Source organism: Bradyrhizobium sp. LA2.1, from assembly GCF_040547725.1.
Lineage (GTDB): Bacteria > Pseudomonadota > Alphaproteobacteria > Rhizobiales > Xanthobacteraceae > Bradyrhizobium > Bradyrhizobium barranii.
Window position 1 is genome coordinate 143,856 of sequence record NZ_JBEPQI010000020.1, and the last position, 25,975, is coordinate 169,830.

Below are 25,975 nucleotides of genomic sequence, written 5' to 3' on the forward strand. Positions count from 1 at the left end.
GCATATGCGCCGCCTTGGAAAGGTCAGGAAGGCCTGGTATTATCCTAGTATTACGAAGGCCCTCCATCGGAGCGCAACATCATGGCCGACCCGCGCCGCATCGAATTCGGCGACTTCCTGCGGTCCCGCCGCGAAAAGCTGACGCCGAAGACGGTCGGTCTTCCCGCGGGCAGCCGCCGGCGCACCGCGGGCCTGCGCCGCGAGGAGGTCGCCCAGCTCGCCGGCATCGGTGTCGACTGGTACATCCGCCTCGAGCAGGGCCGCACCGTCAGCCCTTCGGTGACGACCGTCGATGCGCTCGCCCGTGCGCTGCGGCTGAGCAAGACCGAGCATGCGCACCTCAAGGCGCTTGCGCGCGACGGCGACAAGCGGGCGTTCACGCGCGAGATCGTGCCGCCGCCGATCCTGCGGCTGATCGAGAGCCTGCCGCATCCGGCCTATATCACCGGGCGGCGCTGGGACGTGCTGGCCTGGAACGAAGCCGCCGAGCAGGTTTTTGCGTTCGGCCGGTTGCCGGAGGAGGATCGCAACACGATGCTCCTGATGATGACCAACAAGCAGACGCGCAAGGCTTACGGCACGGGCTGGGCGGAGGTCGCCAAGCGCATGGTCGCGATGTTTCGCGCCACCCACGACGTCTGGGCCGGCGATCCCGCCTTTGCGGAATTGCTGACGCGGCTGCGGCAGGGCAGCCCGGAATTCGTCAAATGGTGGGAGGCCCACGAAATCCGCAGCACCGCCTCGGGCCTCAAGACGATGTCTCATCCAACTCTGGGCGTGCTCCATTTCGAGCACACGAGTTTTCAGGCCAACGACGATCCCGCGCTGAAGCTCGTGATCTATACGCCAGTCGGGGCGTAGAACGCCGTCACCAGATCGGGAAGGCCACCGGCATATGTCCGGCGGCCTCCGCGCTTATTGTGGTTTGCGGGGCGGCGCCCCGACTAGAGATCGATGCTGACGGCGATGTTGCGGCCCTGTAGTTCGGCAATCTTCATTCCATCAGCCTGCAGCTGCGCGAACTCCGCGTCCTTTGATACGGCCTCCTGCACCTTGCCGTAGACTTCCCAATTGGAGTAGCGCGTCGTAACCAGCAACTCTCCTGCCCAGGGACCGGTGTGGAAACGGGAGAGCCGAAGAAACTCGGCACCGTGTTTTTCAAAGATTTTCTTCGCCTGCCGGATGATCTGGACCGTTTCCTCGACCTTGTCGGTTTTGAAGCGAGTAAATTGAACGATCGGCATGGGCTACCTCCTTAGCTGTGTAAACTGTCCAAGAGGCAATTATCGAGCGACGTTTGAGGAGCGAACCTCCCGTTCGATCTCGATGAAGGTTCGTCTTCGGCGGCGTGATCCTGGTTCAGGCTTCGCGAGCGGAATCAACTCTGCCCTTTCTCGGGCGCTTTAAATGCGCCGCGCGTGCCTTGCCCGGCCGGGCTCCCTTGGCATTGTCATTGCTGCCGGCCAACGGTTTCACTATCGACCCGCTTGATGGCGGGTGGATTCCACACGCCGGTCAATGCCTCCGACTTTGGCGCATAAAGACGCATGGTGAGGTTGAACGGGCTTTTGGGCGCGGGCAGCCAGTTGGCTTCGCGATCGCCGCCCGGATTGTCATTCTGGACGTAGAGCGTGAGCGATCCGTCGGCCTCGCGTTTGAACGGCATCCAGCTGCTCACCGCAAAGCGATTGAGTGGATTGGCAACCTGGAAGCCTTCATCGTCATACAGGGTGATTGACCAGAATGCCTCGACCGGCGGCACCGCGTCCTTGGCAAAGCGGACGATGTATTTGTTTGCGCCGTCGAGCGGCTTGCCGTTTTCATCGCCAACACTGTTCGGGTAGATCGCGTCCTCCGGCAGATTAGCGCCGAGCCCGAGCTGCGCGACGATCGCGCGCTTCAAGTAGTAGTTACCGTAGACGCCCATCGTGTCCGTGTTCATGGACCAGTGATTTGCGACGCGCGCCAGTGTAGGGACTTTCCATGCCATCAGTTTTTGCGCCTGAGCCGGCGCATCCTCGATAGCTTTCCGTATCGTCGCATCGGCTTTGGTCATATCGAACGTCTTGCCCGGTTCGAGCCCTATCCGCGCCATGCGCGCGATGATCGGCTCATCTGTGATGTGTGGCGGGTGGACCTTGGATAGCTCCGCCGCATAGGCAAAAAACTTATCGCCTGCCATCGTGTCGACTTGCAGCTTCGGCGGCGTCTTGACGTCAACGTTGGGATCGATGGTCTGTGTCACGGCGACCGGGGGCTTACCCCACCCAGATAGCGGTGTGATCTTGTACCCCTTCTGCACCTCGTGAACCGGAGCATAGTCGGCAGGACCATCGGTCTTGGTGCGGCCGATGATCCAGACATAAGGCGTCGGCGCGTCGATACGTGCGAAGCCCGCCGGCACGTTTCCGTTCCAGCCCGGCGGCACGACCAGGAAATTTGCTGCCTTGGTGCCTGTCGTACGCCATCCCGGCGACGCGAACACATCCGTCCACATGTCGAGCATCGGCAGCAGGTAGTAGCGGCCACCGGTATCGGGAACCGAAACGACCATGGGTTCGCGGGTCAGGTCGAGCCAGGCGCTCGAATACAGCGTGTCGAAATTGGGCCGCACCACCGCCTTCATGTCTGCGGTCGGGTAGGCCTGGATATTGTCGAATGTGTTCGGAGGACCGCCTATTGCCGCAGTTTTGGGATCGGAATTGATGAGCTGCTTGCGCGTCAGGTCCATCGTCACGAGCGGATAGAAGTAAACATAGGCCTCCGCAGCGATCGCTTGTGCCTCTTCCGCAGAAATCGATTGAGCGGCGCTCGGGGTCGATGTCGACACGATGAGACTCAAACCCGACAGGATCGCAGCAAGCGACAACAGATGCTTTTGCATAAGGGTTCTCCTGAAATTCGCTGCATTGGCCGAGTGGGGCGATGTAGTGCCGCCACTGCGGGTGTTTTCCTATTTCCCTCCAACTCAGGCAAAGGAGGATGAGCCAGCTAAGCGGCGAAGCGCCGCGTTCTGGTTGATCTAGATCAAGGGAGTCCGCCGACGGGTCACGAGCGGCGTTGCTCTGACGGATCGCTGCGCTCCGCTTGGCCCTCAAAAGCTGACGCCAGGCGATCGTGAACCGACGTCCGAGACCGGCGTTTAGATGACGAGCTTCAGCGCCGGATCGTCATTGGATTGCAACCTCGTGTGCTCGAAATGGAGCAGCCCTTCATCCGATGATTCGTCGTCTTGAGGTCGGACGCTGATGATGTGAGCCCATCTGCCGAGAATAGCTCGATGAATGCTCCGGCGTCTGCGCGCGGCCGATTGTGATAGGCACAGGGGTCGTCACGTGGCGCGGCCGACGGACGCGCGACGGCGCGATCGGGCGATTGTCGTCGATGAGCTTGCGGCGAACAGTCGCGGCTTGTGACCCATGACAAACGTCTGCGGCCTCGGAGTGGTGTTCGCGGCGAAGCGCGATCGAGTGATCGCAATGCACGCTGGTGGGCGGAGTTGCTGATTGTACCGAGGGACTCGTGGTGCTACGTTTGAACACGTCATTCCGCTTTCGGTTTGATGCGACGGGCGATCGGGCTTACGGACCGCCGCCCGTTCATTTGAAATTGTAATAGTTGAGCCAATAGCTCCCCGCCTCCGGCCCCCCTTTTGAGTTCGGTCGGGCGATGTTTTTCATTGGCCTCCGTTCTTCCCATTGACTCGGAGGCGGGTTCTTTTCAGTTGAATTTTGCAACAAGTCGATATTCGACATGTGCATTCTGACAAGCCAAGCGGATCGCGCCGCACCACATCACCATCCGAACGCGAGATGGGGCAGCCATTGCTTGATGGTTGCGTTGCTCTGTGCCGCTTCCTTGTTTCAGTTCGCGCCCAGGGCGTGGGGACAATGCTCGGCGCGCGACGTGCTACAGAATCAACTGAAACTCGGCAAGGTTCGTGCAGTTGATTTGCCGCAAAAACTCATCGCGTCCGTCCGCGACGTTCCGACATGGAAGACGATTGCGGTCGGCACTTTTGGCAACTCCGTTGCGTTGCGCGATGCATTGGATGCGGTCGGCTGCAACATCGGCGGGCTGGCCGCGGAAGTTCTCGCTCGACCGGCCTTTACGGTCAGTTCCAACAAGATGGACGTGGAGCTTGTGGCGGTATCCGCGGTCCAGCTCGGCTTCAAGACCGATAGCGTGCCTCTGGCCGTCATTTACGCACGGGCCCGACAACTCGGCTTTGAACTTGCGGCAGCGGAGGTCGGTCCGCAATTGCGTCTTCAGTATCTCGATCAGCCCATGGGTGAATTCCTCATCGTGGGAATGCAGCCGATCAAGACGTGGAGCGGAGAGCCCGTGGTTCTCAACGTGGCAAATGGCGGAGCCGGATTGATCCTGATCGGCCAGGACGGCCGAGATGACGCTGAAATACCGGCGACCTCCCGTTTTCTCTTCGTGCGGCCGCCTGACCTTAGCGGCGGAATCGCGGCCGCTCTGCTGCCACCATGAAGACGAACAACCAAGTTTCGAGCAGCGCTGACTGCGGAGAAAATTCCTCGCGTCAGATCAAGGGAGACTTCCTGTCCATGGAGAACAACGAGGCTGCCGGCTCAAATGCAGCGGCGTCGGGAGTTCACGGGGATGGAGGCAAGCCTGGTCTCAAGTCTCGTCTGGAGCGGCGTCAACAGTAGGGAGTGACATTATGCGCGGATTTGGAGCTGTATGTATCTCGCTGTTACTATCGGCAATTCCTGCGACTGCGTCAGATCAAAATCTCAAGGAGGAAATTGGAAAGATAGGTTCAGCATACGAGCGGTACTTCAGCAACAAGGATCCCGCCGGGATTACTTCGCTCTACACCAAGAACTATATGCGCGTGACGGAAGACGGCGTCGTGGACAATGCCAGATACTATGAGAACGCTTTCAAGACGGGAGTTAGTCGCCTCGAGGTCAAGACGATCGAGGTTCAGTCATTGTCAGAAAGCATGGCTCTGGTCACCGGCGAATCTCGCGTTACCGGCAACAGCGAGACAGGCGCTCCCATAGACTTCACCGTTGTTTGGACCGCTCTCGATGTTCGTGAGGACGGGCAATGGAAGATTCGCATGCTCACGTCGGTCCCCAAACCGCCGCCGCCCCAGCCGCAGCAGGCCGCAAAATAACTCAAGGCATAGCCTTCTCTGCCCGCAATCGTTCTCTGCGCCACCTCAAAGGGAGTCAACGATGGCCATTTTGCACGCAAGCCTCGCATTGCTTTCAGTCGCATCGGTTCTGGCAACGACGAGTGTCCAGGCTCAGAGCATGCCGCCGGAGGGCCCCGTCTCGGTCATATTCACCGCGACGCCGATTCCTGCTCCCAAGCCGATGGCGATCGGCGGCGGCAGAGAATTTGCTGTCATGAACCAAGCCATGGCAGCCTCAAACGAGGCGGGAAATCCTGTACTCAACAACATGGGTGGACGTTGTCAGCTCAGCCGCCTGACGGATCCGTCTGCGAAGACCGCCGAAATTCACGGGTTCTGTACTTACGTCGACAAGGACGGCGACCAGTTGTTCGAGCAATGCGACTGGATGCCCGCATCCCCCAACAATTGCAACATAACCGGTGGGACCGGGAAATTCGAAGGTCTCCAGGCCACGCTCGTCGTCACCATCGACCCTCTCAAGAGCAACTTCGATGGCATCAGTCAGGTCATTGGCCACAAGAAGGGGACGTACAAGTTCGTCAAGACGAACTAGGTTCGTCCGCCGAATTCCAGCAGCCGCGCACGGCCTTGATTGCTGCAGTTCGGGATGCCAAGGCAGCAACGTCTTCTGAACGGTTTGCCCTGGCGCTCATGTCCGCTGTCACGCACTAGCGACGTGGTTCCGTCGTCCGCTGAACGGCCGGCCGGTGTCCCGGTGAAGTACGAGGTACGCCGCTCGCCAGCATGTTCGGTGACCGACGGCGTTGTGAGTTCTTTGGGTGTGAATGGGTTCACAACGACGTCGCCAGGCAAGTGCTATGTTCCAGCCATTCTACTGCTGACTGATTTTCTGAAGAGTGTTTTTCGAACAGCCTCTGAGGAGAGGGTCATGTTCAAGCAATTCCTCTTGGTCGCGGCGATAGCCTCCCTGACGTTAGCCACATCCTCTAAAGCCGATTGCGAATATGCTTTGGAGCGCAGCGCGTCCGCCGAGTCGCGTTCGGTTTCGTTGCATTCTGATGCAGCTCAACTTGCGGAAGCCCTGTTGGATGACATTGTGACTTGGCTCTCATCGAATTTCGACCTGCCTGCCATCAAACAGCGTCCCGTCGTTGAATTTGCGTCGAAGATGGAGCTTGCGAGGTTGCGTGCAAGGGACCGTACTTCTTCGCAAGGCTTCATGGAAAGCGATGGACAACTAGCTCAGCGCGAGGTTGTCGCACTTTACGACAACGAGACGAGAACGATCCTGCTTCCTGATGATTGGGGCGGCACTTCGCCGACCGATCAATCGGTCCTGGTACACGAAATGGTCCATCACCTTCAGAATGTTGGAGGGCTCAAATTTGTCTGCCCACAGGCGCGAGAGAAGTTGGCCTACCTGGCTCAGGATAAATGGCTGGAGCGGTTCGGGCTTAGCCTGGAGAACGAGTTCGACGTCGACATGTTCACGGTGCTGATTACTTCAGCATGCATGTATTGAGTGTGACCGGTCGATCCAAGTCGCTGTCGAACGATTGCCTTTCCAAAGGAGCGCAAAGCCAAGCTCATCTCGTACGTACCAACAAGATATTCAGCGGATTTGATTGATGGCCAGACTCCTGGCGGTCCTCGCAATTGCATTGGCGATCCTGGCGATGGCTCGGGGGCAGCAGAATCAGTTTGTACCGCTGCCGACAGGACTAATGCCAGCGGTGCTTGTTCCCTGAGTTCTCCTAAGGTGACGGGTTCATCCGTTCAGCCGGTGGCGCACAGGTCCGCTCGTGGCCCGCGGCGATCTGCAAGGCGGACGGGCGCGGGCATCCGCACGCTATTCAGGCGTCAGCCCCAATGCCTTCACGGCAGCCAACAAAGGAGGCGTTTCGCTGTCGTACAGCTTTCTGAACGCGACATGTCCTTGAGCGGACTCATCGATGCCGTACGAGTCGAGCAGCTTCTGTATCTTGTCGGTCTTGCCGGCTTCTACCATCAGGCCGGAAACACGCTCCACGATGTCCTGCGGCATGCCGATGGGACCGGCAAGAAAGACGTAACCGGTCATAGCAAAGAGCTCGGACTCGGCACCCTGCTCGAAGAATGTGGGAACGTCGGGAAGCTTTCTGCTCCGCGTCCTCGTCTGCACGGCGATTGCCCTCCCAACTCCGGATTCCAGCGCGTTGACGGCATTGGCGTAACTCCCCATCGCCGCCTGGAGCACGCCGGCCGCGAGGTCCTGCCACATCGGCGCTTCGCCGCGGTAGTGCACGGCTTTCATCTGCAGCCCGTACTGCTTGTTGAGCTCTGCAACGACGATATGAGGGTAGGAGCCTGCGCCGAAGGTCCCGACGTTCGTCACGTTTCTGCGGGCGTATTCGACGAACTCCTTTAAATTGGTGGCGTTGGTCGCCTTATAGGCGACCAACGGCAGATATCCTGCCGACATGCTGGAAATGAGCGCGAAGTCCCTGTCGGCGTCGTATGGCAAAGTCTTAAATAGCACCCGGCTTTGCACCAGAGTTGCGGTGATGGCGAGGAGTAACGTGTAACCGTCCGGTGGCGATTGCTTCACGGCTGCTGCAGCGATCGAACCGCTGGCACCCGCCTTATTCTCAACTATCACCGGCTGGCCGAGCTTCTGGGAGAGGTATTCGCCGTAGACGCGCGCGAGGGTGTCCGCAAGTCCGCCGGCGGGATAGGCGCAAACAATCTTGATCGGCCGGGAGGGCCAGGTCTGCGTCCACCCGCTATCATGATACGACAAAGCGATGGTGGCTGCGCCGGTTGCGATGAAGGCGCGGCGCGTGATCTTCAGTGCCATCACGGTCTCCATCATGTTTGTATTCCGAGGACGCGCGTCGTGGCGTTGCTGCCAGTCCTTCAGGCGGACGGCCCTACGTTGAATCCTGAGCCGCTGCTCGGGGCACTGCTGCGCGGTACGGCAAGCCGTTGGTCGTGCTCATGGATTGCTTCCTGAGCAAATTGTGCCGTCCCGAGGATGGTAGCAGGCCATGGGCGGGCGCTCTTGACATTCTGCTTACATTCTCTTCACCGGCGGCTTATTCTTGCGCTGCAACCGGCGCGAGAGACCGACGGGGGAAAGCCACCCAGGGAATTGCCAGCTTGCGGTATCTCTTCGACGAGTACGCATTCGACACCGACCTTCGCGAGCTTTACCGCAGGGCGCACGTGGTCTCGGTTGCGCCGCAGGTGTTCGACCTGCTCGACTACCTGATCCGCAACAGGGAACGGGTCGTAAGCAAGGACGACCTCATCAAGACCATCTGGAACGGCCGTGTCGTGTCCGATGCGGCACTGACGACGCGGCTGAACGTCGCTCGGAGTGTGATTGGCGATTCCGGCGAAAAACAGCGTCTCATCAAAACCCTGCAGCGCAAGGGCTTCCGTTTTGTTGGAACGGTGCAGGAAGTGCAGAGGCCCGCAGACGCGGCGCCCACAGCCGATTCTGGTGAACAGTTTCAGGGTACCGCTGATCCAGATCGGTCCGATGCCGCAACAGTTGCGATGTCGATTCCTGCGCCACGCCTTTCCATCGTCGTGCTGCCATTCGCGAACTTCGGAGGTGATCCCGAGCAGGATTACTTCGTTGATGGCGTGACCGACAGCCTGACCACGGACCTTTCGCGCATCAGTGGCTCATTCGTGATCGCGCGTAACACCGCTTTCACCTTCAAAGGCAAAGCCGTCGATGTAAAGCAAGTCGGACGCGAGTTGAACGTCCGCTATGTGCTCGAAGGTTCCGTGCAACGAGGCGGCAATCGGCTTCGGGTGAATGTTCAGCTGATCGATGCCGAAACTGGCAATCACCTATGGGCCGAGAGGTTCGAGAAACCCGTCGCCGACCTGTTCGACATGCAGGACGAGATCGTATCGCGGCTCGCAAACACGCTAAATGCCCAGCTCATTCAGGTTGAAGCGCGGCGAGCGGAACGTTCAACCCATCCCGATGCAATGGACCTGTATTTCCAGGGCTGGGCGTACGAGAACAATGGGACGACCCCGCAATACATGACGCAAGCGCAGGCCTTTTTCGACCGCGCCCTGGCACTCGATCCCGACAATATCGAGGCGCTGGTCGGCTCGGCGCGGGTTGAAGCGGCGCTTGGGGCCAATCTTGTCACCGACGACTGGAAAGCGCACTTGGCGGCGGCCGAGGCAGCCTCAACCAAGGCTCTGTCCCTTGCGCCAAACCATGCTCGGGCCCGTAGCATCCTGGGTCTGGTCCAATCATTTAGCAACCCGGCCCGAGCCATCGCTGAATGCGAGCGGGCGTTGGCTCTGGATCACAATTTGGCCGACGCTCATGCCTTCATCGGTCTCGCCAAGTTTTTTCTCGGTCGCAGTAGCGAGACCGAGGCCCATATCCGCGAGGCGCTTCGCCTCTCTCCTCGCGATTCCTACGCCTACCGGTGGTTCATGTTTGTCGGTCTCGCCAAATTGTTTCTCGGCGCCGACGTGGAAGCGGTTGCCTGGCTGCGCCGGAGCATCGAGGCCAACCGAAATCATCCCCTCCCGCATTACTATCTCGCCGCTGCGCTGTCGCTGCTCGGCTCACCGGACGAGGCGCGGGCCGCCGCGCAGGCGGGTCTTGTGCTCAATCCGACCTTCACTCTCCGCCGCTACCGGGCCCGCGTGACGAACGACCATCCGGCTTATCTCGCCGGACGCGAGCGTGTGTATGAGGGCATGCGCATGGCCGGGGTGCCGGAGGGATGAACGGCAGGAGGTTGCCGGTCCGCGCCCAACAAGGATCGGGCGCTCCTGCGCTTACGGCGACGGCACGGCCGAGGGCGGCGCGGTGACGTTCGGCAGCGGAGTTGCTGGCCAAGGGCTTGCCGGCCAGGGACCTTTCGGCTTGGCGTCGACCGACGAGCACGCCGCCGCAAGCTGCGTCCGCATCGACGCCAGGCCCGTCAGGTCGATGTCGAATTTCGCGACGTCCACCTTTTCGTCCGGCATCGGCGTGGTCCGCCGGATATGGAGGGAGCGGGACGCCATGATCGCCTTGACCATGTCAGGGTCGATGCTGCCGCTCCACATCTCGTACTTCGCGGCCCGCACCGGAAACCCTCCGGCCTCCTGGTCCTTGTCGGCGTCCGCCGTCATCATGATCGTACTTTTGCCGACGCTCGCCTCGTCGATCTCGCCCGCGAACAGCAGCGGCACGCGATCCCTGGTTTCGCAAAACATGCGCCACTCCATCGTCCGGAACGAAGAGCCGCTTTCCTTCTTCATCACCGCGATCTTGCTGATGAACGGCCGCGTTGCCTTCTCCAGCCTCCACATCCCTTCGGCAAACGGTCGCGTGTCGATTCCGAAACGATAGAGCTCGGCTCGCGTCAGCATATGCAGGCTTTCGAACTTCACGGTACGGATGAGACCGTCGAGCTCGCGGCTGATCCCCATCGTCGCGATGAACGCAGCGCGGTCGCGGTCGGCGTTCGCGATCCGGCGCTGCCTGTATTCCGCGACCGCCTGCGGCGCCGGATGCCCGTGAAAGACGAGGACCAGCCTGGAGTTATGGACCGCCAGGGCGGCGTCGGGAGCGACCTCGCGTGATGTCGCCCCGAGAAACAGGTAACCGCAGGCCGAGTTGCACATCGCATGATATGTCGTGAGCTCCGCTTCGACCTCGCCGCCGGCGGCCTTGGTCTTCAGGCATGCGGCGTCCACCTGTGTGCCGGCGGCGCACGCCGTTGCGATCGTCCGGCCGACCCGTGCGACCGCCTTGCGACTGCGCAGCAGCCGGCCGATGACGTAGGACTGCTCCACCTTCCCGCCGGGCGAATGAAGGTAGATCGGACGCTGGGTGTCCTTGACGCCGGCCAGGAAGCGGCGAATGCGCGGTGCGGCGTCCCCATCGATCTCGCCCTCGATGGCGATCCAGCGGTCGCAGCCGGGCCCGCACGCGTCCGGCGCCCCCTTGGCAAGATAGATCGTCAGCCTGCGCGCAAATCCGGCATTTTCGGCAGGCGTTTCCTCGGCATGCGGCGCGCATGGAAGCAGCATGGCCACGAGAAACAAAATACGGGCAAGCATGTAACGACTGGGCCACGCGCGGTGAAGATAGGCGCCGACGTTATATGATGATCGGCGCGCCTACAACTTTCGGTGGCATGCCGGGCCGCGTTTATTGCGCCGGGCGGCACATCGTGCTTTCTCGAAATACAGCGTTCGTCACGTCAGACGATCGATGATTTCGAAGAGCCTGTCGCAGGACGCCTCGATCCGCTTTTGCGGCGATGTGGCGATACCCAGCAACAGACCGGGGCGCGCCGAAGCCGTGGACGCATACCACAGCGACAGCGGAGTAGGCGCCAGTCCGAACGATGCTGCTTCCCTGGCGATGGCGAGATCGGGCGCTCCATCCGGCAGCCGCAGGACCGTTGCCAATCCGGCAAGCGCAACGTTGGCGGTGCGTGTCCGAAGCTGTTTCAGCAATGCATCGCCTTGCGCGGCGTAGACCCGCTTCGTGCGCCGGAGATGCCGCAGATAATGGCCCTCGCGCATGAAATCGGCGGTCGCGAGCTGCACCGCGGGCCCGGGCGCCGGTGCGAGGCAAGCCGCGGCCTCGGCAAATCGCGACGCCAGGGCGGCCGGTGCAAAGACAAAGCCGAGCCGCAGGGCAGGGGTCACGGTCTTGCTGAAAGAGCCGATATGGATGACGCGGCCCGCGCGATCGAGCGAGGCGAGCGCCGGCGTGGCCCGGCCCTTGAGCTGAAGCTCGCTGAGATAGTCATCCTCGATCACCCACGCCTTGCGTCGGGCGGCCCAATCGAGCAGGCGCGAACGCCTCGCCAGCGACAATGTGGATCCGAGTGGCGCCTGCTGTCCGGGCGTCACGACAACCAGCGCTGCGTCGGGAGCATGCTTCAGGCCATATTCGACATCGATGCCGTCGGCGTCGACCGGGATCGGCGCGATCGACAGTCTGGCAAGCGCGAGACCGTGCCGCGTGAAGGGAAAGCCCGGATTCTCCACCCAGACTTTCTTCTTTGGCTCGAGGCCGAGGACACGGAGCGCCAATCCGAGGCCGCCGCTGAAACCGCTGGTGATGATGATCTGCGACGGCGTGCACGCGATCCCGCGCGCCAGCGCGAGGTAGGCTGCGATCTCGCGCCGCAAGTCGAGCTCGCCGCGCGGATCCGGATAGATCGCCGGCGCGCTCATTTCGGCGCGAACCGCCTGCGCGCGCATCCTTGCGAGCAGCGTCGCAGGAAAGGTCTCTTGCGCAGGCACGCCCATCTGGAAGATCGCCGGCCCCGCCGTGAGCTCCTGGTACATCTCCATGAACGAGCCGGGAGCCGGGGCCTTGTCCTTGCGAACGGGAAAGGACGGCCGATCCGCGACATGCGTGCCGGTCGCGCGTGACGCGACAATCAGTTGGGCGGAGGACAGCTTTTCATAGGCCGCGCGTACGGTGCCCCGCGCGACGCCAAGCTGGGCTGCCAGGTCCTGCCAGGAGGGCAGTCGAGCTCCCGGTGCGAGCACGCCGTTCGCGATGGCGGCCTTGATGCCCCCATGGATCTGCTCGGCCAGCGGCGTCTTCGCAGATCGATCCAGTTCCAGCCGGATCGGTTTGGTCATGTCCCTTGGTACACGATTTTTGTGCATTCTTGGTGCTTTTTTGTGGACCAGGGCAGGGCCATTTATGGCGGAGACAAGGGCCGGGCATCGATCATCAAGGAGCAGGACAATGACAGGGCGTCTCGACTACGACCGTATCGCGCCGGCGGGTGTGAAAGCGCTGGGCGGCGTGTACGGCTACATCATGCAGAGCAATCTTCCTGCGGGGTTGATCAACCTCGTCTATCTGCGCGTATCCCAGATCAACAACTGCGCCTACTGCCTCGACATGCATATGCGCGATCTGCTCAAGAGCGGGGTGAAGATCGAAAAGCTCGCTCTGCTGCAGGCGTGGGAGGAAGCCGGCAATCTGTTCGACGCGCGCGAGCGCGCCGCCCTCGCATGGGCCGAAACGGAGACCCGCGTCGCGGATACCGGCGTGCCGGATCAGGCCTATGAAGCCGCGCGCGGGGTCTTCGAGGAGCGCGAGCTCGTCGATCTCACCATCGCGATCGGCCTGATGAACACGTATAATCGTATGGCGATCAGCTTCCGTAAGACGCCGCAGGCCGCCGTCGAGAAGACAGCCTGACGGGCTACGAACGGCATCGGCCGACGTCAATGCAAGGCAGGAGTTAGAAAATGACGAGCGTGATTTCCGGCGTGAAAATTCCCGACAGCAAGCTGGCGCGCGAGGCCGCCGAGCTGGTGCGCAGCTACGAAGACGAGATGCTGTTCAACCATTCGGTCCGCGTCTACGTGTTCGGCGCGATGAAGGGGCTGCGTCAGAAGCTGAAATTCGATTCCGAGTTGCTTTATGTCGCGGCGCTGTTTCACGACCTCGGCCTGGTCGATCACTACCACACCGAGACAAAGCGATTTGAGGTCGACGGTGCCGACGCCGCGCGGGACTTTCTCCGGGCACGCGGCATCGCCGAGCCGCAGGCCGATCTGGTCTGGGAGGCGATTGCGCTGCACACCACACCCGGTATTCCGGAATATATGAGACCGGAAATCGCCCTCACGAGGGCAGGAGTTGTGGTGGACGTCGGAGCCGTTGGATATGACGAGTACACGCCGGAGCAGCGCGATCAGGTGATCGCTGCGTTTCCGCGCGGCGATTTCAAGAACGAGTTTTTGAAGGTGCAGACCTGCTCAGCGCTGAAGAAGCCGCAGACGACATTCGGGACCGTCAATTTCGACTATATCCAGGATCACGATCCCAGCTTCCACAAGCCGAACGTGTGTACGCGCATCCGCAACACACCCTGGCAAAGCTGAGCTGCCGCTAAGCCACCGGATCCCTGACGGCATCCGAACGGCTTCGGTCATCCGGCGCCAGCGGTGGCGCCGGCCGCGCGGGAGCGTCCTTCAGCAAGGCAGCGTCGCTCGAGGCGTCCTCGACCGGCGCGGCTCCGGCCTCGCGCGCGGCGACGATCCAGATCAGGAAGCCAAGAAGCGCGAGCGCGGCTCCGACGGGACCGGTGGAGGTCCAGCCCAGCCCCTCGCGAATGGCAAGGCCGCCCAGGAACGGGCCGAGCGCATTGGCGGTGTTGAACGCCGAATGATTGAGCGCAGCAGCGAGCGCTTGTGCGTCTCCCGCGACGTCCATGAGCCGCGTCTGCAGGACGGCGCCGAGCGAGACGCTCGCGCCGATGGCGAAGACGTCCACCGCGAGCAGCCAGGGATTGCCGGCGGCAAGCGGAAACAGCAGCAGCGCGACCGCGGCGAACAGCAGGATGACGCCCGCCGTCGGCATCAAGGCGCGGTCGGCAAAGCGCGGCACGAACAGATTGCCGAGCGTGGCGCCGATGCCGAACACGGCCAGAAAGAACGGAATGACCGCGGGGCCGACCTTGGTGACCTCGATCAGGGTCGTCGCCAGATAAGTGTAGACAGCGAACATGCCGCCGAAGCCGATGGCGCCGATCGCCAGCGTGATCCAGACGCGGCCGCTTCTGAGCGCCGCAAGCTCTCGCCGTGGATCCGATTGACCGGCCTGGTCGCGCGGCGCGAAAAGGGCGCACAGCAGGACCGTGATCAACGCCAGCACCGACACGAGGCCGAAGCTCGCGCGCCAGCCGACCGCCTGGCCGATCAGATTGGCCAAGGGCACGCCGATGATCGTGGCAGAGGTCAGGCCGAGCATCACCTGGCCGATCGCCTGCGAGCGGCGGTGCTGCGGAACAAGCGAGGCCGCGACCAGCGCGGCGATGCCGAAATAGGCGCCATGCGGCAATCCCGACAGAAATCGAGCCGCGATCATCCAGCCGAAGCCCGGCGCGAGCGCGGTGAGCGCGTTGCCGAGCGCGAACACGGCCATCAGGGCCAGCAACTGGGTGCGCCGGGCGAACCGCGCGCCAAGCACGGCGATCAGCGGCGCGCCCAGCACTACGCCGAGCGCGTAGGCACTGATCGCGTGCCCCGCGGTCGGCTCGTCGATCCCGAGGTCGGCGGCGAAGAACGGCAGCAAGCTCATCGATGCGAATTCGGTGGTTCCGATCGCAAAACCACCCATCGCGAGCGAGAACAGGACGATGGCGAGGTGAGGGGGCGCTGAGGCGCGGGGCGAGGTCGCGTGAGGCGAGGTCGTCATGTGTCCTGCATTGGTGGCGGCAACGGGAATCAGCCCAGCGAACGTCGCCACCCCTGCAAGATTTGTCGTCGTACTTAAACCCGCGCCAGCCCGCGTCAACATCGGAGGCGCGATGCAAGGCATGCCGCATATCAGCGTCCCGATTTAAGTGTGGCGCCATCCGGACGCGTCGCGCACCAGCCTGTGGCTTCATCGGTGCGCTTCGGCCTTCCCGCGACTTTCGCTATCCACTCTACAGACGGGGTCGACTCGCTTGAGGGCAAAACAGTTGCATAGCTGCAGCAAAGCGTATTGGCGGTTGAGGCGGTCGGCGCGACCTTTTGCCATCGCGCCCGGCGCGAGGGCTTCCACTTCGGGGCCCGGTGCAAGTGGGAATTCGCGAATGCTGTCGAAATTCAGAAGGAATTCATAAGGAATTCAAAAGGAATTCGAAAGGTAGAGTGCGTTGATCGGGCGCCTTATTCCAGCGCGAGCCGCTGATCGCCAAGATGAGGTAATCCGAAGAAGCCCTTTTACTCTCCGCCGCCACTTGTTGTGGCGCTGCCGCTCCGAGCCATTCGGGTGATTTTGGTAGCGCCTCAACCGAATTGCGTTTAGCGTGTTGCAGACTGGTTCAACGACGAGACTCTGCTCGGCAAGAGGCTTTATTCGCCGCTGAGGGATCAATGAAGTCGGAGCCTACGAGCGTCCCCCCGTCGTCGCCGAACACCGCCAACGACAGTGGTGCGAGGTTGGTTGGTGCTGCCGAACAGGACTTTAATTCCCAAGTAGGAACGATCCTCGAATTCGAAAGACCTTTCCGCGCCGTCCTCGTGGCGGACGTCGTCAGCTATACCAGACTTATGGAAGCTGCTGAGGTCGAGACGCATAGTCGCTATCGGGCTCTTCGCGTGAGCGTCATCGATCCTGCCTTGATCGGTCGACGAGGCGAGATCGTGAAGAACACCGGCGACGGCTTCGTCGCGGTGTTCGAGAGCCCGCTCGATGCCCTTCGCTGTGCCTCCGAGTTGCAGCGTGAAGTCACCGGGCTTGAAACCTTGCAACCTCCCGAGCGCCGCATAGCCTTTCGCATCGGCGTCCATTGGGAGCCTGTCATCTTTGATCTGAACGATGTCTACGGCCATGGCGTCAATATCGCAGCACGCTTGCAGTCTGTCGCTCCCGCGGGCGGCGTTGTGGTGTCGTCGGCCCTTTTGCGAGTAGTCGCCGATCTGAGCGAATTCAAGTTTGACGACCTGGGTGAGCTTCATCTCAAGAACCTGTCGCGGCCGGTTCATGCCTTTCTCCTGCTCTCGCCGGGAGTGGACCGCCGCACGGTGATCGGCGCTTCCACCAAATCCTCGAGACGAACCAAACTGCCTTCGATCGCCGTTCTTCCGTTTGCGAACAGCTCTTCGGAGGTCGACGACAGCTATTTTGCCGAAGGCTTCGTCGAAGACATCATTGTCAGCCTGAGTAATATTCAGGAGCTCCTGGTGGTGTCTCGCGGGTCGACGATGCCGTTTCGTCAGCGCGAGATCGATCCCGTCGAAATCGGCGAGAAGCTTGGCGTTCGCTATTACGTCAGCGGTCACGTTCGCCGATCGGGCAAGCGATTCCGGTTTTCGGTCGAGTTGGTCGATGTTGCGACTGGCTCCGTGGTGTGGGCCGAGAAATACGACACGGACTTTGCGGACGTTTTCGAAGTCCAGGACGAGATCGCCATTGGTGTCGTTGAGAAGATCGCCGCCTATGTGCGTCGCGCAGAGATCAAGCGGGCGCTGCGAAAGCCGCCGAAGAGCCTCAATGCGTATGACTATCTCCTGCGGGCGCTTGAGCTGCTCTACAAATTCGATTTCGCGAGCTTCTCGCGCGCCAAAGGGCTGCTCGAGAAAGCCAGCGAGGAAGACCCCGAATACGCGGCGCCGTACGCGTTCGCTGCGAAGTGGCACAATTTCAAGATCGCGGAGGGGTGGTCGTCGGATTTCGATGCGGATTCGGCCGACGTGATCCGACTGTCCAATTGTGCCATCGAAAGAGACCCGCAAAATGCTCTCGCGCTCGCGATACAGGGGCACGGCAAGAGCATGTTCTTTCGTGACTACGACAGCGGATTGGACCTGTGTGAGCGGGCTCTTGCCATATCCCCCAGCAATTCGTGGGCATGGGTGTTCGGGAGCGGGACCCCCGGGTTCATCGGCGATGCTTCAACCGGAATCGCCCGTGCGGAGCGCGCCATCCGGCTTTCACCACTTGGCCAACAGGCCTTTTTCAATTTCTGCCTGCTCGGCCAAAATCATTATCTGAACGGAACGTTTGACGATGCCATTCGCTGGTCGAAGAAGTCTTTGACCCTCAGCCCGCGTTTTGGAAACGCCGCGCGCGTCCTCGCCGCAAGCCTCGTCGCGGTTGGTCGCCTGGAGGAAGCGCGGCAGGTTTCGCAGCACCATAAGAACATCCTGCCCGGCTTCAGGGTATCGGACTATGCGCGCCGTTGTCCGTTCAAGGAGCCCCAGGGGTCTTTGTATGTCGAGCGATTAGGAGCAGCTGGGTTGCCGGATTGATGGGGCCAGGAGCCCGGTTCAAATTATTAGCCCCTCGATGGAGAGCACAATGCCTGGTGTTGCAGGAGGAGGCGGTGGTGGCGGTGGTGGCGGCGGTGGCGGAGGCGGCGGAGGCGGCGGCGGCGGCGGTGGTGGCGGAAACGGCGCAGTCAGCGGCGGTTACGTTGGTGGTGGAATTCCCCCGCGTCCTTTCCCGATCTTCGAGAGTTTCGTCGGAGTCCTGCCCGGTAGCTTGAATTACGGGGCGACATTCCCGCTGTCTGCCTGGCGCCCTGACTTTTTTGCCCAGATCGCATTGCTCGAATTTGCCAAGACCGATTGGCAAACCATCACTGTCGCCGGCCCGCCAACGGATCACGATGTGATTTTCGGCGAGATCGATGAACTGCTTGGGGCGTCGATGGATCGTCGCAAGAGGTTGGCAGATGAGATCGTCGATCAGGACGTGAGGCTTGTCGGCTATTTTGCGCAGGTCCTCATGCTTTCGCCGTCTGCGCATCCAAATACGATCAAGATTCTGGAGATGGCCGATCATGTTGGGCTGATGGTCGCCGTCTACTACAAGCTCAGGTTCAATCGCGGGCGGCCGCAACAGGTGTGTCCGGCGCTTTTCCCAATGGTCGCGTCGCCCTGGCACGCCTCCTATCCGAGCGGACATTCGCTGGAGAGTCATCTGATGGCACTGGCGCTGGGAGAGATTATCCCCGGTGCCAAGAGTGCACTGAGGGCGCTGGCCGCGCGGATCGGGAAGAATCGCGAGATCGCTGGCGTCCACTACCCGAGTGACACGGCTGCCGGGAAGGCCATTGCTGAAGCCGTGTTTCCGTACCTCCAGCAATGCAGCACCTTCCATGCGGTGACCGAGGCGGCAAAACAAGAGCATTAGAACAGTGCCTAATGCCGCAGCCGAGATCGCATCCTTGGATTTTGCAAGGATGCGCTCCGCACGGCCACAAGGAATTGAAGTTGGACCAATCGATCTCAACCACGAGGTATTGCAATGGGTGTGGAAGAAATTTCCGTCATCGAAAGGACACGGATTCAGTTGGCGCCAGATTTCACGATGCAACATCAGTGTCACATCAATTGGTGCTGGGCAGCCGTCGCTTCCAGCATCTCGCGCTATTACGACGAGACCAGTACTTTCACGCAGTGCCGCATCGCCGACCTTGAATTGAACCGGCATGATTGCTGTGATTTCCCTTGCGGCACGCCGGGCCTGGAATTCGATGTGACGCATTCTCTCGGATCACCGCTCAACCGAGTCCGCTGCCTCGCCGTGTTGGCCCTCGACCAACGAGCGACACGAATGGAGGTGCAGCAGGAGATCAGTGCAGGGCGACCCATTTGTGTTCGCACGGTCTGGTCGGGAGACGAAGATGAGGAGGGACCGGCGCACTTCGTCGCGATCGTCGGATATCTGGAGGATACCGACAGCCTGGTCATCGAGGATCCCCTTTTCGGCCTAACACCGGAGATCCAGTTTGATCGATTTTGCTCAAACTATCAGGACGCCAAAGGTGTCTGGACGGACACTTACTTCACCAAGGCCCCGGTCTAGAACCTCGCCACCGCGAAAGGAGAGAAAAGATGGCAATTCATCCCAGCGATCCTCCGGCGGCTGCGGTCGTAGCTGTGAAGCGAGCGGTGGCCAGCCGGGTGGGCAACCCGAAATTCCCGCGATCAAGGCTTTCCACTGCCAACCGCGACGCGGTCTTCATTTCCCTGCCGCATCGCATTGCCTATCTGGCTTTTGGCAAGATCCGTCGCGCAGACAAACTCAGAGCGGCTGCGAAGCTAGGCAATTGGAGATTTCTTGTGATTGAAGCGAAGCGGCGCACCGCCGCTGATGATGGGGGAGGGGAGGAACAGGAGCCGATCGCTGCTGCGACAATCGTGAAGTCGGCAGCGACGATGTATGAGACGACGTATGAACTGGGTGACCTGAACGAAGGGCCGTTTGTGGCGGCGACGTCGGAGGCGATCCGTCGTGCCGAGAAGCTTCCTGAAGTTCGGGAAGGACGCTTCGAGGCTTTCTTGCTCGCCGTGCCGGCGGTCCATGTGACAGCGCTCTGGCTGCAAGATTATCAAGATTGTCATGGCGATGCGGACCTGCTGCTGACGTTACCGCCCTCGGACCAGGCCTTGGAGCCGTATCGGCCGATGGCGTCGGCTGCGTTCTTGGCTGTCGTGCAAGACCTCGCTCGGAAAGTAACTTCCGAATACGCGACGAGAGGGTGAGCGGGCAATGTCGGCGCGATGGAAAAGCTCGCAAGTGCGTTAAGCTCGCAAGGGCGTCAAAGTTGGCAAGTCCCGGCATGGGAGCACGCCTAGTCGGCCTGCTTCGGCCGCCGGGGAGCCTTTGACCTCTTCTGCGGAAAGTACGGGTTCACGGCGCAGCTCGCGGAGCGGCCGACGGCGAGAAATCTGCACTGTTCGAGCGAAGTGTAGCGGCAGTCGAAATAGCCGACCGGGCCGTAGATCTGCATGCAGACGGGATAGCTGGGATCGTAGGTCTGCGCGTGCGCCGGCACGCCCGAGAAGAGCAGGCCGGTGGCGACGAGCGCGAAGCGGGCGCGGCGCATCTCAGCGCGGCGGGTAGTAGCCGGGTGAATAGCCCGGTGTCTGCGCGCGCGGACGATTCTGATAGGCGTAGGGATCGTCGCTCTGGCCCGTGAAATACGGATTCGCGATGCAGGTCAGCGCGCGGCCCGACGAGCTTGCCTGACACTGTGCGTAACTGTCGAACGTGCAATTGCTCAGCCCCGGCCATTCCTGGCCGGTCAGGCAGAACGCGTGATGCGTGCCGAATGCGCGTGCGGGCGTGCTTGCACTCAGCGTGAGCGCGAATGTGGCGATTGCGAGCGAAAATGTGGCGACAATGGGGAAGGCAATCTGTCTGCGCATCTCAATCTCCAATCACACAATCGTGCGTGCATCAGGTGTCCAGGCACAGATGCAACATACGTCGTGTAGTCGACATTGGAACTCATGAAAACCCTTGTTCCAAAGGGTTTCCCGCGCGCGCTGCTAAACATTCATTAACGCAGCACAGCCCTTTGGCCCCGACTGTTGCGTCGGGGTTACAGCAATTCCGTCGAGCGCTGATATGACGGCCCTACGGCCCGGGGGCCTAACGACGAAACTGGAACGGGAATCAAATGAACAAGAATCTGTTGCTTGCTGCCGTGAGCCTTGTCGCGCTGAGCGCGACTGCGCCGGCGCTGGCTGCTGACCTCGCTGCGCGGCCTTACACCAAGGCGCCCGCGATGATCGCGACCGTCTATGACTGGAGCGGCTTCTACATCGGCATCAACGGCGGCGGCGGTTCGTCGCACGCGACCTGGGATTTCGTTGGCGTTGGCCGCGAAGGTTCGCACGATGCGACGGGCGGCACGGTCGGTGGCCAGATCGGCTATCGCTGGCAGTCCGGCCAGTGGGTGTTCGGCGTGGAAGGCCAGGGCAACTGGGCCGACTTCTCGGGCGACAACACCAGCGCGCTGTTCGCCACCCGCAACCGCACCAAGATCGATGCGTTTGGTCTGATCACCGGTCAGGTTGGCTACGCTTGGAACAACGTCCTGGTCTACGTCAAGGGCGGTGCGGCTGTGGTCAGCAACAAGTACGAGATCTCCAGCACGGCGGGCGCGCTGCTCTCCTCGTCCAGCGACAGCCGCTGGGGTGGCACGGTCGGTGCCGGCCTCGAGTACGGCTTCGCGCCGAACTGGTCGGTTGGCGTCGAGTACAACCACATCTTCCTGTCCGACAAGGACGTGACCTTCGCTGGCTTCGCCGGCTCGGAGCGCATCCGTCAGGACGTCGACATGGGTCTCGTCCGCCTGAACTACAAGTTCGGCGGCCCGATGATCGGTCGCTACTGAGACTGGTCGCTCATTTCGAGCGATCGTCGAAAAGCCCCGGCCTTGCGCCGGGGCTTTTTTGTTGTGTGAATTCAGCGAGTTAACCATCACTTTTCGAGAGAGCTCGCACGGCTTGACTCTCAAGAACGAAATGAGAACAATGTTCTTCATACGTTCTGGTGATGGAGCAAGCCATGTTCAGGATTTTCGTGGAAGAAGCCGCCGCACTCGCCTCGATCTCGCTGTTCGTCGGGATGATCGCAATCTGGGCGCAGGTGATTCCGCAGCTCTAGAGCCTCGGTTTTGTAAGCCGATGCTCGGGAACCCGACTTGCCCCCTCAGGAGTGCCCTTGGGGAAAAGCGGGACGACGCGGCCGTTTCGTGGCTCCGGCGTGGACTCTGAAGCGGTGACGCCCCACCATTGTGAGGCGAGTCGGCTGGGTGGGCGGAAGATGTCCTCATGATCCCCCCTGGAGCCGGCGACCGCTCCATCTCATCTGCAAGAGGCCGTCACGCGACCATGCCGAGCGCCGGATTTGTCCACCTTCACGTTCACTCGGCCTATTCGCTGCTCAAGGGCTCGATCAAGATTGCCAAGCTCGCCGAGCTTGCGAAGAAAGACCACCAGCCCGCACTGGCGCTGACCGACACCGACAACATGTTCGGCGCGCTGGAGTTCTCCGACAAGATGGCGGGCTCCGGCATCCAGCCGATCGTCGGCTGCGAGCTCGCGATCGATTTCGGCGACCAGGATCCCAACGCGCGCAATGCGCTGCTGCCGTCGCGTGTGGTGCTGCTGGCGGCCCAGGAGCGCGGCTATCGCAGCCTGATGCGGCTGAACTCGCGCGCGTTCCTCGAATCGCCTGACAGCCACGCGCCGTTCATCAAGTTCGATTGGCTCGACGGTGAGACCGAAGGCTTGATCGCACTCACGGGCGGCCCTGACGGGCCGATCTCGCTCGCGCTTGCCAGCGGGCAGGCCGAAATTGCGGCGACGCGCTGCGAGCGTCTCGCCGGCCTGTTCGGCGACCGCCTCTATGTTGAATTGCAGCGCCACAACATCGACAAGGAGCGCCGCGTCGAAAGCGGGCTGATCGACATTGCCTACGCAAAAGGCCTGCCGCTGGTTGCGACCAACGAGCCGTATTTCGCTTCGAACGACGATTACGAGGCGCACGATGCGCTGCTCTGCATCGCCGGCGGACGGCTGATCGCCGAGACCGATCGCCTTCAGCTCACGCCCGATCACCGCTTCAAGACCCGCGCCGAGATGGCGGTGCTGTTCGCCGACATTCCGGAGGCGCTGGCCTCGACGGTGGAGATCGCCGAGCGCTGCTCGTTCCGCCCGATGACGCGCAAGCCGATCCTGCCGTTCTTCACGGTCGGCGCCGCCGCAAGCTCCGACGCCGCGTCGGTCGAGGCGGCCGAGCTCAAGCGCCAGGCGGAGGAGGGGCTCGCCAACCGCCTGCGCGTGCACGGCCTGTCGCAGGGCACTACGGAAGAGGACTACGACAAGCGCCTGGCGTTCGAGCTCGACGTCATCATGCGGATGAAATACGCGGGCTACTTCCTGATCGTCTCGGACTTCATCAAATGGGCGAAGGGCCAGGGGATTCCGGTCGGACCGGGGCGCGGTTCGGGCGCCGGCTCTCTGGTCGCCTGGGCGCTGACCATCACCGACCTCGACCCGATCAAGTTCGGCCTGCTGTTCGAGCGCTTCCTCAATCCGGAACGCGTCTCGATGCCGGACTTCGACATCGATTTCTGCCAGGACCGCCGCGGCGAGGTGATCAGGTACGTCCAGGAGCGCTACGGTCGCGACCAGGTCGCGCAAATCATCACCTTCGGTACGCTGCAGGCGCGCGGCGTGCTGCGCGACGTCGGCCGCGTGCTGCAAATGCCCTATGGCCAGGTCGACAAGCTGACCAAGCTGGTGCCGCAGAATCCGGCCGCGCCGGTGACGTTGGCCGCCGCGATCGAGAGCGAGCCGAAACTTCAGGCGTTCCGCGATGAAGACCCGGTGGTGGCGCGCGCCTTCGACATCGCGCAGCGCCTCGAAGGCCTGACCCGCCACGCCTCGACGCACGCGGCCGGCATCGTGATCGGCGATCGCCCCTTGAGCGAACTCGTGCCGATGTACCGCGATCCCAAGTCGGACATGCCGGTGACCCAGTTCAATATGAAATGGGTCGAGCCGGCCGGGCTCGTGAAGTTCGACTTCCTCGGCCTGAAGACGCTGACCGTGCTCGACGTCGCGGTGAAGCTCCTGAAGCCGCGCAACATCGACATCGATCTCGCGACGCTGCCGATCGACGATGCCGAAAGCTACCAGATGCTGGCGCGGGGCGAGGTGGTCGGCGTGTTCCAGGTTGAAAGCCAGGGCATGCGGCGCGCGCTGGTCGACATGCGCCCCGACCGTTTCGAGGACATCATCGCGCTGGTGGCGCTGTATCGCCCGGGCCCGATGGCGAACATCCCGACCTATTGCTCGCGCAAGCATGGCGACGAGGAGCCGGAATATCTGCATCCGGTGCTGGAGCCGATCCTGAAGGAAACCTTCGGCGTCATCATCTACCAGGAACAGGTGATGCAGATCGCGCAGGTGATGTCGGGCTATTCGCTCGGCGACGCCGACCTGCTGCGCCGCGCCATGGGCAAGAAGATCCGCGCCGAGATGGACAAGCAGCGCGACATCTTCGTCGCCGGCGCGGTCAGGAACGGCGTGCCGAAGGGGCACGCCGAGACCATCTTCGAGCTGCTCGCAAAGTTCGCCGACTACGGCTTCAACAAGAGCCACGCGGCGGCCTACGCGCTGGTGTCCTACCACACCGCCTATATGAAGGCGCATTACCCGGTGGAGTTCATCGCGGCGTCGATGACGCTCGATCTCAACAACACCGACAAGCTCTCCGAATTCCGTTCCGAGGCGCAGCGCCTCGGCATCAAGGTCGAGCCGCCGAACATCAACCGCTCAGGCCCGACCTTCGAGGTCGGCGAGAAGACGATCTATTACGCGCTCGCCGCGCTCAAGGGCGTCGGCATCCAGGCGATCGAGCAGATCATCGAGGAGCGGACCAGGCGCGGGCTGTTCACCTCGCTCGCCGACTTCGCCGCGCGGGTCAATCCGCGCGCGATCAACAAGCGCATCATCGAAAGCCTCGCCGCCGCCGGCGCCTTCGACACGCTGGAGCCGAACAGGGCGCGGGTCTTTGCCGGCGCGGACTCGATCCTGGCCGCCTGCCAGCGTGCGCATCAGGCCGAGACCATCGGCCAGAACGACATGTTCGGCATGTCGGCGGACGCGCCGACCATCATGCTGCCGCAGATCGAGCCCTGGCTGCCGGCCGAGCGGCTGCGCCGCGAATATGACGCGATCGGATTCTTCCTGTCGGGCCATCCGCTCGACGATTACGCGATGGTTCTGAAGCGCCTGCGGGTGCAGAGCTGGGCCGAATTCTCGCGTGCGGTGAAGACCGGCGCCACCGCCGGCAAGGTCGCGGCCACCGTGGTGTCGCGCATGGAGCGGCGCACCAAGACCGGCAACAAGATGGGCATCATGGGGCTGTCTGATCCCACGGGCCATTTCGAGGCGGTGCTGTTCTCCGAAGGCCTCGCGCAATACCGCGATGTGCTCGAGCCGGGCGCCGCCGTGCTGCTCCAGTTGGGCGCGGAATTGCAGGGCGAGGACGTCCGCGCCCGCGTGCTGCATGCCGAGCCGCTCGATGACGCCGCCGCCAAGACACAGAAGGGCCTGCGCATCTTCGTGCGCGACACCAAGCCGCTGGAGTCGATCGCCAAGCGACTGGCCGGACCCGACATGGCGGCCTCGAACGGCGCCGCGCCAAAAGTCGGCAGTCCCGGCATCGCGCCGCGCTCGAACGGCGACGGCGAGGTCTCCCTGGTGATGATGCTCGACCTCGAGACCGAGGTCGAGATGAAGCTGCCGGGCCGCTTCAAGGTCTCGCCGCAGATCGCCGGCGCGATCAAGGCGGTCGCGGGCGTCGTGGACGTGCAGCAGCTCTAAAGCACGATGAGATCTGGAAGAATCGTCATCGTGCTTGGGATCGGCGTTAGCGTATGATCTCACCACAAACGCGTGCCCCGTTTGTGGTGAGTGAGAATTGCTGCCCTTTTCCGGATCATGCTTTCGCAGCCGATCTCGAATATATGCAGATGGACGCAGCTCTGTGCGGTCGTTGCGCGTGAGGCGAGCGGTCACTTCGGCTTTGCAGCATGG

General features: G+C 61.9%; 22 protein-coding genes. 14 read left to right on the plus strand and 8 right to left on the minus strand.

Translation table 11 applies throughout. The annotated features are described in order from the left end of the window. Positions 1 to 81: 81 nt before the first annotated feature. Positions 82 to 861, plus strand: a complete 780-nt coding sequence (locus ABIB95_RS32360; protein ID WP_354245450.1) for a helix-turn-helix transcriptional regulator — start codon at positions 82 to 84, stop codon at positions 859 to 861. 83 nt (positions 862 to 944) lie between these two features. On the opposite strand, the gene ABIB95_RS32365 is transcribed toward ABIB95_RS32360, so the two are convergent. Together ABIB95_RS32365 and ABIB95_RS32370 are read right to left on the minus strand one after the other, a co-directional pair. Continuing rightward, positions 945 to 1,244 carry a hypothetical protein gene (locus ABIB95_RS32365; protein ID WP_028151721.1) on the minus strand — a complete coding sequence of 100 codons (300 nt, stop codon included), beginning with the start codon at positions 1,242 to 1,244 and terminating at the stop codon, positions 945 to 947. A gap of 206 nt (positions 1,245 to 1,450) precedes the next feature. Continuing rightward, entirely contained in the window at positions 1,451 to 2,884 is a 1,434-nt protein-coding gene (locus ABIB95_RS32370; RefSeq protein ID WP_354245454.1) for a DUF1254 domain-containing protein, read from the minus strand. An 869-nt stretch (positions 2,885 to 3,753) separates the two neighbouring features. On the opposite strand from ABIB95_RS32370, the gene ABIB95_RS32375 reads away from it, so the two are divergent. From ABIB95_RS32375 to ABIB95_RS32390, 4 genes are all read left to right on the plus strand, one after another. Next, positions 3,754 to 4,497, plus strand: coding sequence for a hypothetical protein (locus ABIB95_RS32375; protein WP_354245457.1), 744 nt, complete (start codon positions 3,754 to 3,756; stop codon positions 4,495 to 4,497). A 193-nt stretch (positions 4,498 to 4,690) separates the two neighbouring features. Then, positions 4,691 to 5,152 (plus strand): YybH family protein, encoded by a 462-nt coding sequence (locus ABIB95_RS32380; RefSeq protein WP_354245460.1) that lies wholly within the window; start codon positions 4,691 to 4,693, stop codon positions 5,150 to 5,152. A gap of 61 nt (positions 5,153 to 5,213) precedes the next feature. Then, positions 5,214 to 5,729, plus strand: coding sequence for a hypothetical protein (locus ABIB95_RS32385; protein ID WP_354245463.1), 516 nt, complete (start codon positions 5,214 to 5,216; stop codon positions 5,727 to 5,729). A 336-nt stretch (positions 5,730 to 6,065) separates the two neighbouring features. Then, positions 6,066 to 6,659 (plus strand): DUF6647 family protein, encoded by a 594-nt coding sequence (locus ABIB95_RS32390; RefSeq protein WP_166096961.1) that lies wholly within the window; start codon positions 6,066 to 6,068, stop codon positions 6,657 to 6,659. A gap of 327 nt (positions 6,660 to 6,986) precedes the next feature. On the opposite strand, the gene ABIB95_RS32395 is transcribed toward ABIB95_RS32390, so the two are convergent. Next, complete coding sequence (locus ABIB95_RS32395; RefSeq protein ID WP_354245466.1) at positions 6,987 to 7,973, minus strand: Bug family tripartite tricarboxylate transporter substrate binding protein; 987 nt, start codon at positions 7,971 to 7,973, stop codon at positions 6,987 to 6,989. Positions 7,974 to 8,275: 302 nt separating this feature from the next. On the opposite strand from ABIB95_RS32395, the gene ABIB95_RS32400 reads away from it, so the two are divergent. Beyond that, on the plus strand, positions 8,276 to 9,889 hold the full coding sequence (locus ABIB95_RS32400) for a winged helix-turn-helix domain-containing tetratricopeptide repeat protein (RefSeq protein WP_354245469.1): 1,614 nt from the start codon (positions 8,276 to 8,278) through the stop codon (positions 9,887 to 9,889). Between the two features lie 51 nt (positions 9,890 to 9,940). On the opposite strand, the gene ABIB95_RS32405 is transcribed toward ABIB95_RS32400, so the two are convergent. Both ABIB95_RS32405 and pdxR read right to left on the minus strand, forming a co-directional pair. After that, entirely contained in the window at positions 9,941 to 11,212 is a 1,272-nt protein-coding gene (locus ABIB95_RS32405; protein ID WP_354245472.1) for a hypothetical protein, read from the minus strand. A 138-nt stretch (positions 11,213 to 11,350) separates the two neighbouring features. Continuing rightward, positions 11,351 to 12,760: a MocR-like pyridoxine biosynthesis transcription factor PdxR gene (gene pdxR, locus ABIB95_RS32410; protein ID WP_354245475.1), complete on the minus strand. Its 1,410-nt coding sequence runs from the start codon at positions 12,758 to 12,760 to the stop codon at positions 11,351 to 11,353. A gap of 109 nt (positions 12,761 to 12,869) precedes the next feature. Between pdxR and ABIB95_RS32415 the strand changes: the two genes are divergently transcribed. Together ABIB95_RS32415 and ABIB95_RS32420 are read left to right on the plus strand one after the other, a co-directional pair. Next, complete coding sequence (locus ABIB95_RS32415; RefSeq protein WP_354245478.1) at positions 12,870 to 13,331, plus strand: carboxymuconolactone decarboxylase family protein; 462 nt, start codon at positions 12,870 to 12,872, stop codon at positions 13,329 to 13,331. Between the two features lie 50 nt (positions 13,332 to 13,381). Beyond that, the gene (locus ABIB95_RS32420; RefSeq protein WP_166341989.1) at positions 13,382 to 14,020 is read left to right on the plus strand and encodes an HD domain-containing protein; all 639 of its coding nucleotides are present in this window, start codon (positions 13,382 to 13,384) and stop codon (positions 14,018 to 14,020) included. A gap of 7 nt (positions 14,021 to 14,027) precedes the next feature. Here ABIB95_RS32420 and ABIB95_RS32425 read toward each other — a convergent pair whose 3' ends face one another. Then, complete coding sequence (locus ABIB95_RS32425) at positions 14,028 to 15,335, minus strand: MFS transporter (protein ID WP_354100166.1); 1,308 nt, start codon at positions 15,333 to 15,335, stop codon at positions 14,028 to 14,030. Positions 15,336 to 16,000: 665 nt separating this feature from the next. Between ABIB95_RS32425 and ABIB95_RS32430 the strand changes: the two genes are divergently transcribed. The 4 genes from ABIB95_RS32430 (at position 16,001) to ABIB95_RS32445 (ending at position 20,119) form a co-directional block, all read left to right on the plus strand. Next, positions 16,001 to 17,878 (plus strand): adenylate/guanylate cyclase domain-containing protein, encoded by a 1,878-nt coding sequence (locus ABIB95_RS32430; protein WP_354245482.1) that lies wholly within the window; start codon positions 16,001 to 16,003, stop codon positions 17,876 to 17,878. Between the two features lie 49 nt (positions 17,879 to 17,927). Further along, positions 17,928 to 18,764 carry a phosphatase PAP2 family protein gene (locus ABIB95_RS32435; protein WP_354123707.1) on the plus strand — a complete coding sequence of 279 codons (837 nt, stop codon included), beginning with the start codon at positions 17,928 to 17,930 and terminating at the stop codon, positions 18,762 to 18,764. Positions 18,765 to 18,878: 114 nt separating this feature from the next. Beyond that, positions 18,879 to 19,439 carry a papain-like cysteine protease family protein gene (locus tag ABIB95_RS32440; RefSeq protein ID WP_071913450.1) on the plus strand — a complete coding sequence of 187 codons (561 nt, stop codon included), beginning with the start codon at positions 18,879 to 18,881 and terminating at the stop codon, positions 19,437 to 19,439. 29 nt (positions 19,440 to 19,468) lie between these two features. Then, a complete protein-coding gene (locus tag ABIB95_RS32445; protein ID WP_354245486.1) occupies positions 19,469 to 20,119 on the plus strand; it encodes a hypothetical protein in 651 nt (216 codons plus the stop codon). An 89-nt stretch (positions 20,120 to 20,208) separates the two neighbouring features. Here ABIB95_RS32445 and ABIB95_RS32450 read toward each other — a convergent pair whose 3' ends face one another. Together ABIB95_RS32450 and ABIB95_RS32455 are read right to left on the minus strand one after the other, a co-directional pair. After that, complete coding sequence (locus ABIB95_RS32450; protein ID WP_071913454.1) at positions 20,209 to 20,463, minus strand: DUF3551 domain-containing protein; 255 nt, start codon at positions 20,461 to 20,463, stop codon at positions 20,209 to 20,211. Between the two features lies 1 nt (position 20,464). Next, positions 20,465 to 20,785 carry a DUF3551 domain-containing protein gene (locus ABIB95_RS32455; RefSeq protein WP_354245488.1) on the minus strand — a complete coding sequence of 107 codons (321 nt, stop codon included), beginning with the start codon at positions 20,783 to 20,785 and terminating at the stop codon, positions 20,465 to 20,467. Positions 20,786 to 21,039: 254 nt separating this feature from the next. Here ABIB95_RS32455 and ABIB95_RS32460 point away from each other — a divergent pair, with 254 nt between their 5' ends. Further along, on the plus strand, positions 21,040 to 21,759 hold the full coding sequence (locus tag ABIB95_RS32460; protein WP_063983028.1) for an outer membrane protein: 720 nt from the start codon (positions 21,040 to 21,042) through the stop codon (positions 21,757 to 21,759). A gap of 499 nt (positions 21,760 to 22,258) precedes the next feature. Then, on the plus strand, positions 22,259 to 25,762 hold the full coding sequence (gene dnaE, locus ABIB95_RS32465; RefSeq protein ID WP_354245514.1) for a DNA polymerase III subunit alpha: 3,504 nt from the start codon (positions 22,259 to 22,261) through the stop codon (positions 25,760 to 25,762). Positions 25,763 to 25,975 lie beyond the last annotated feature (213 nt).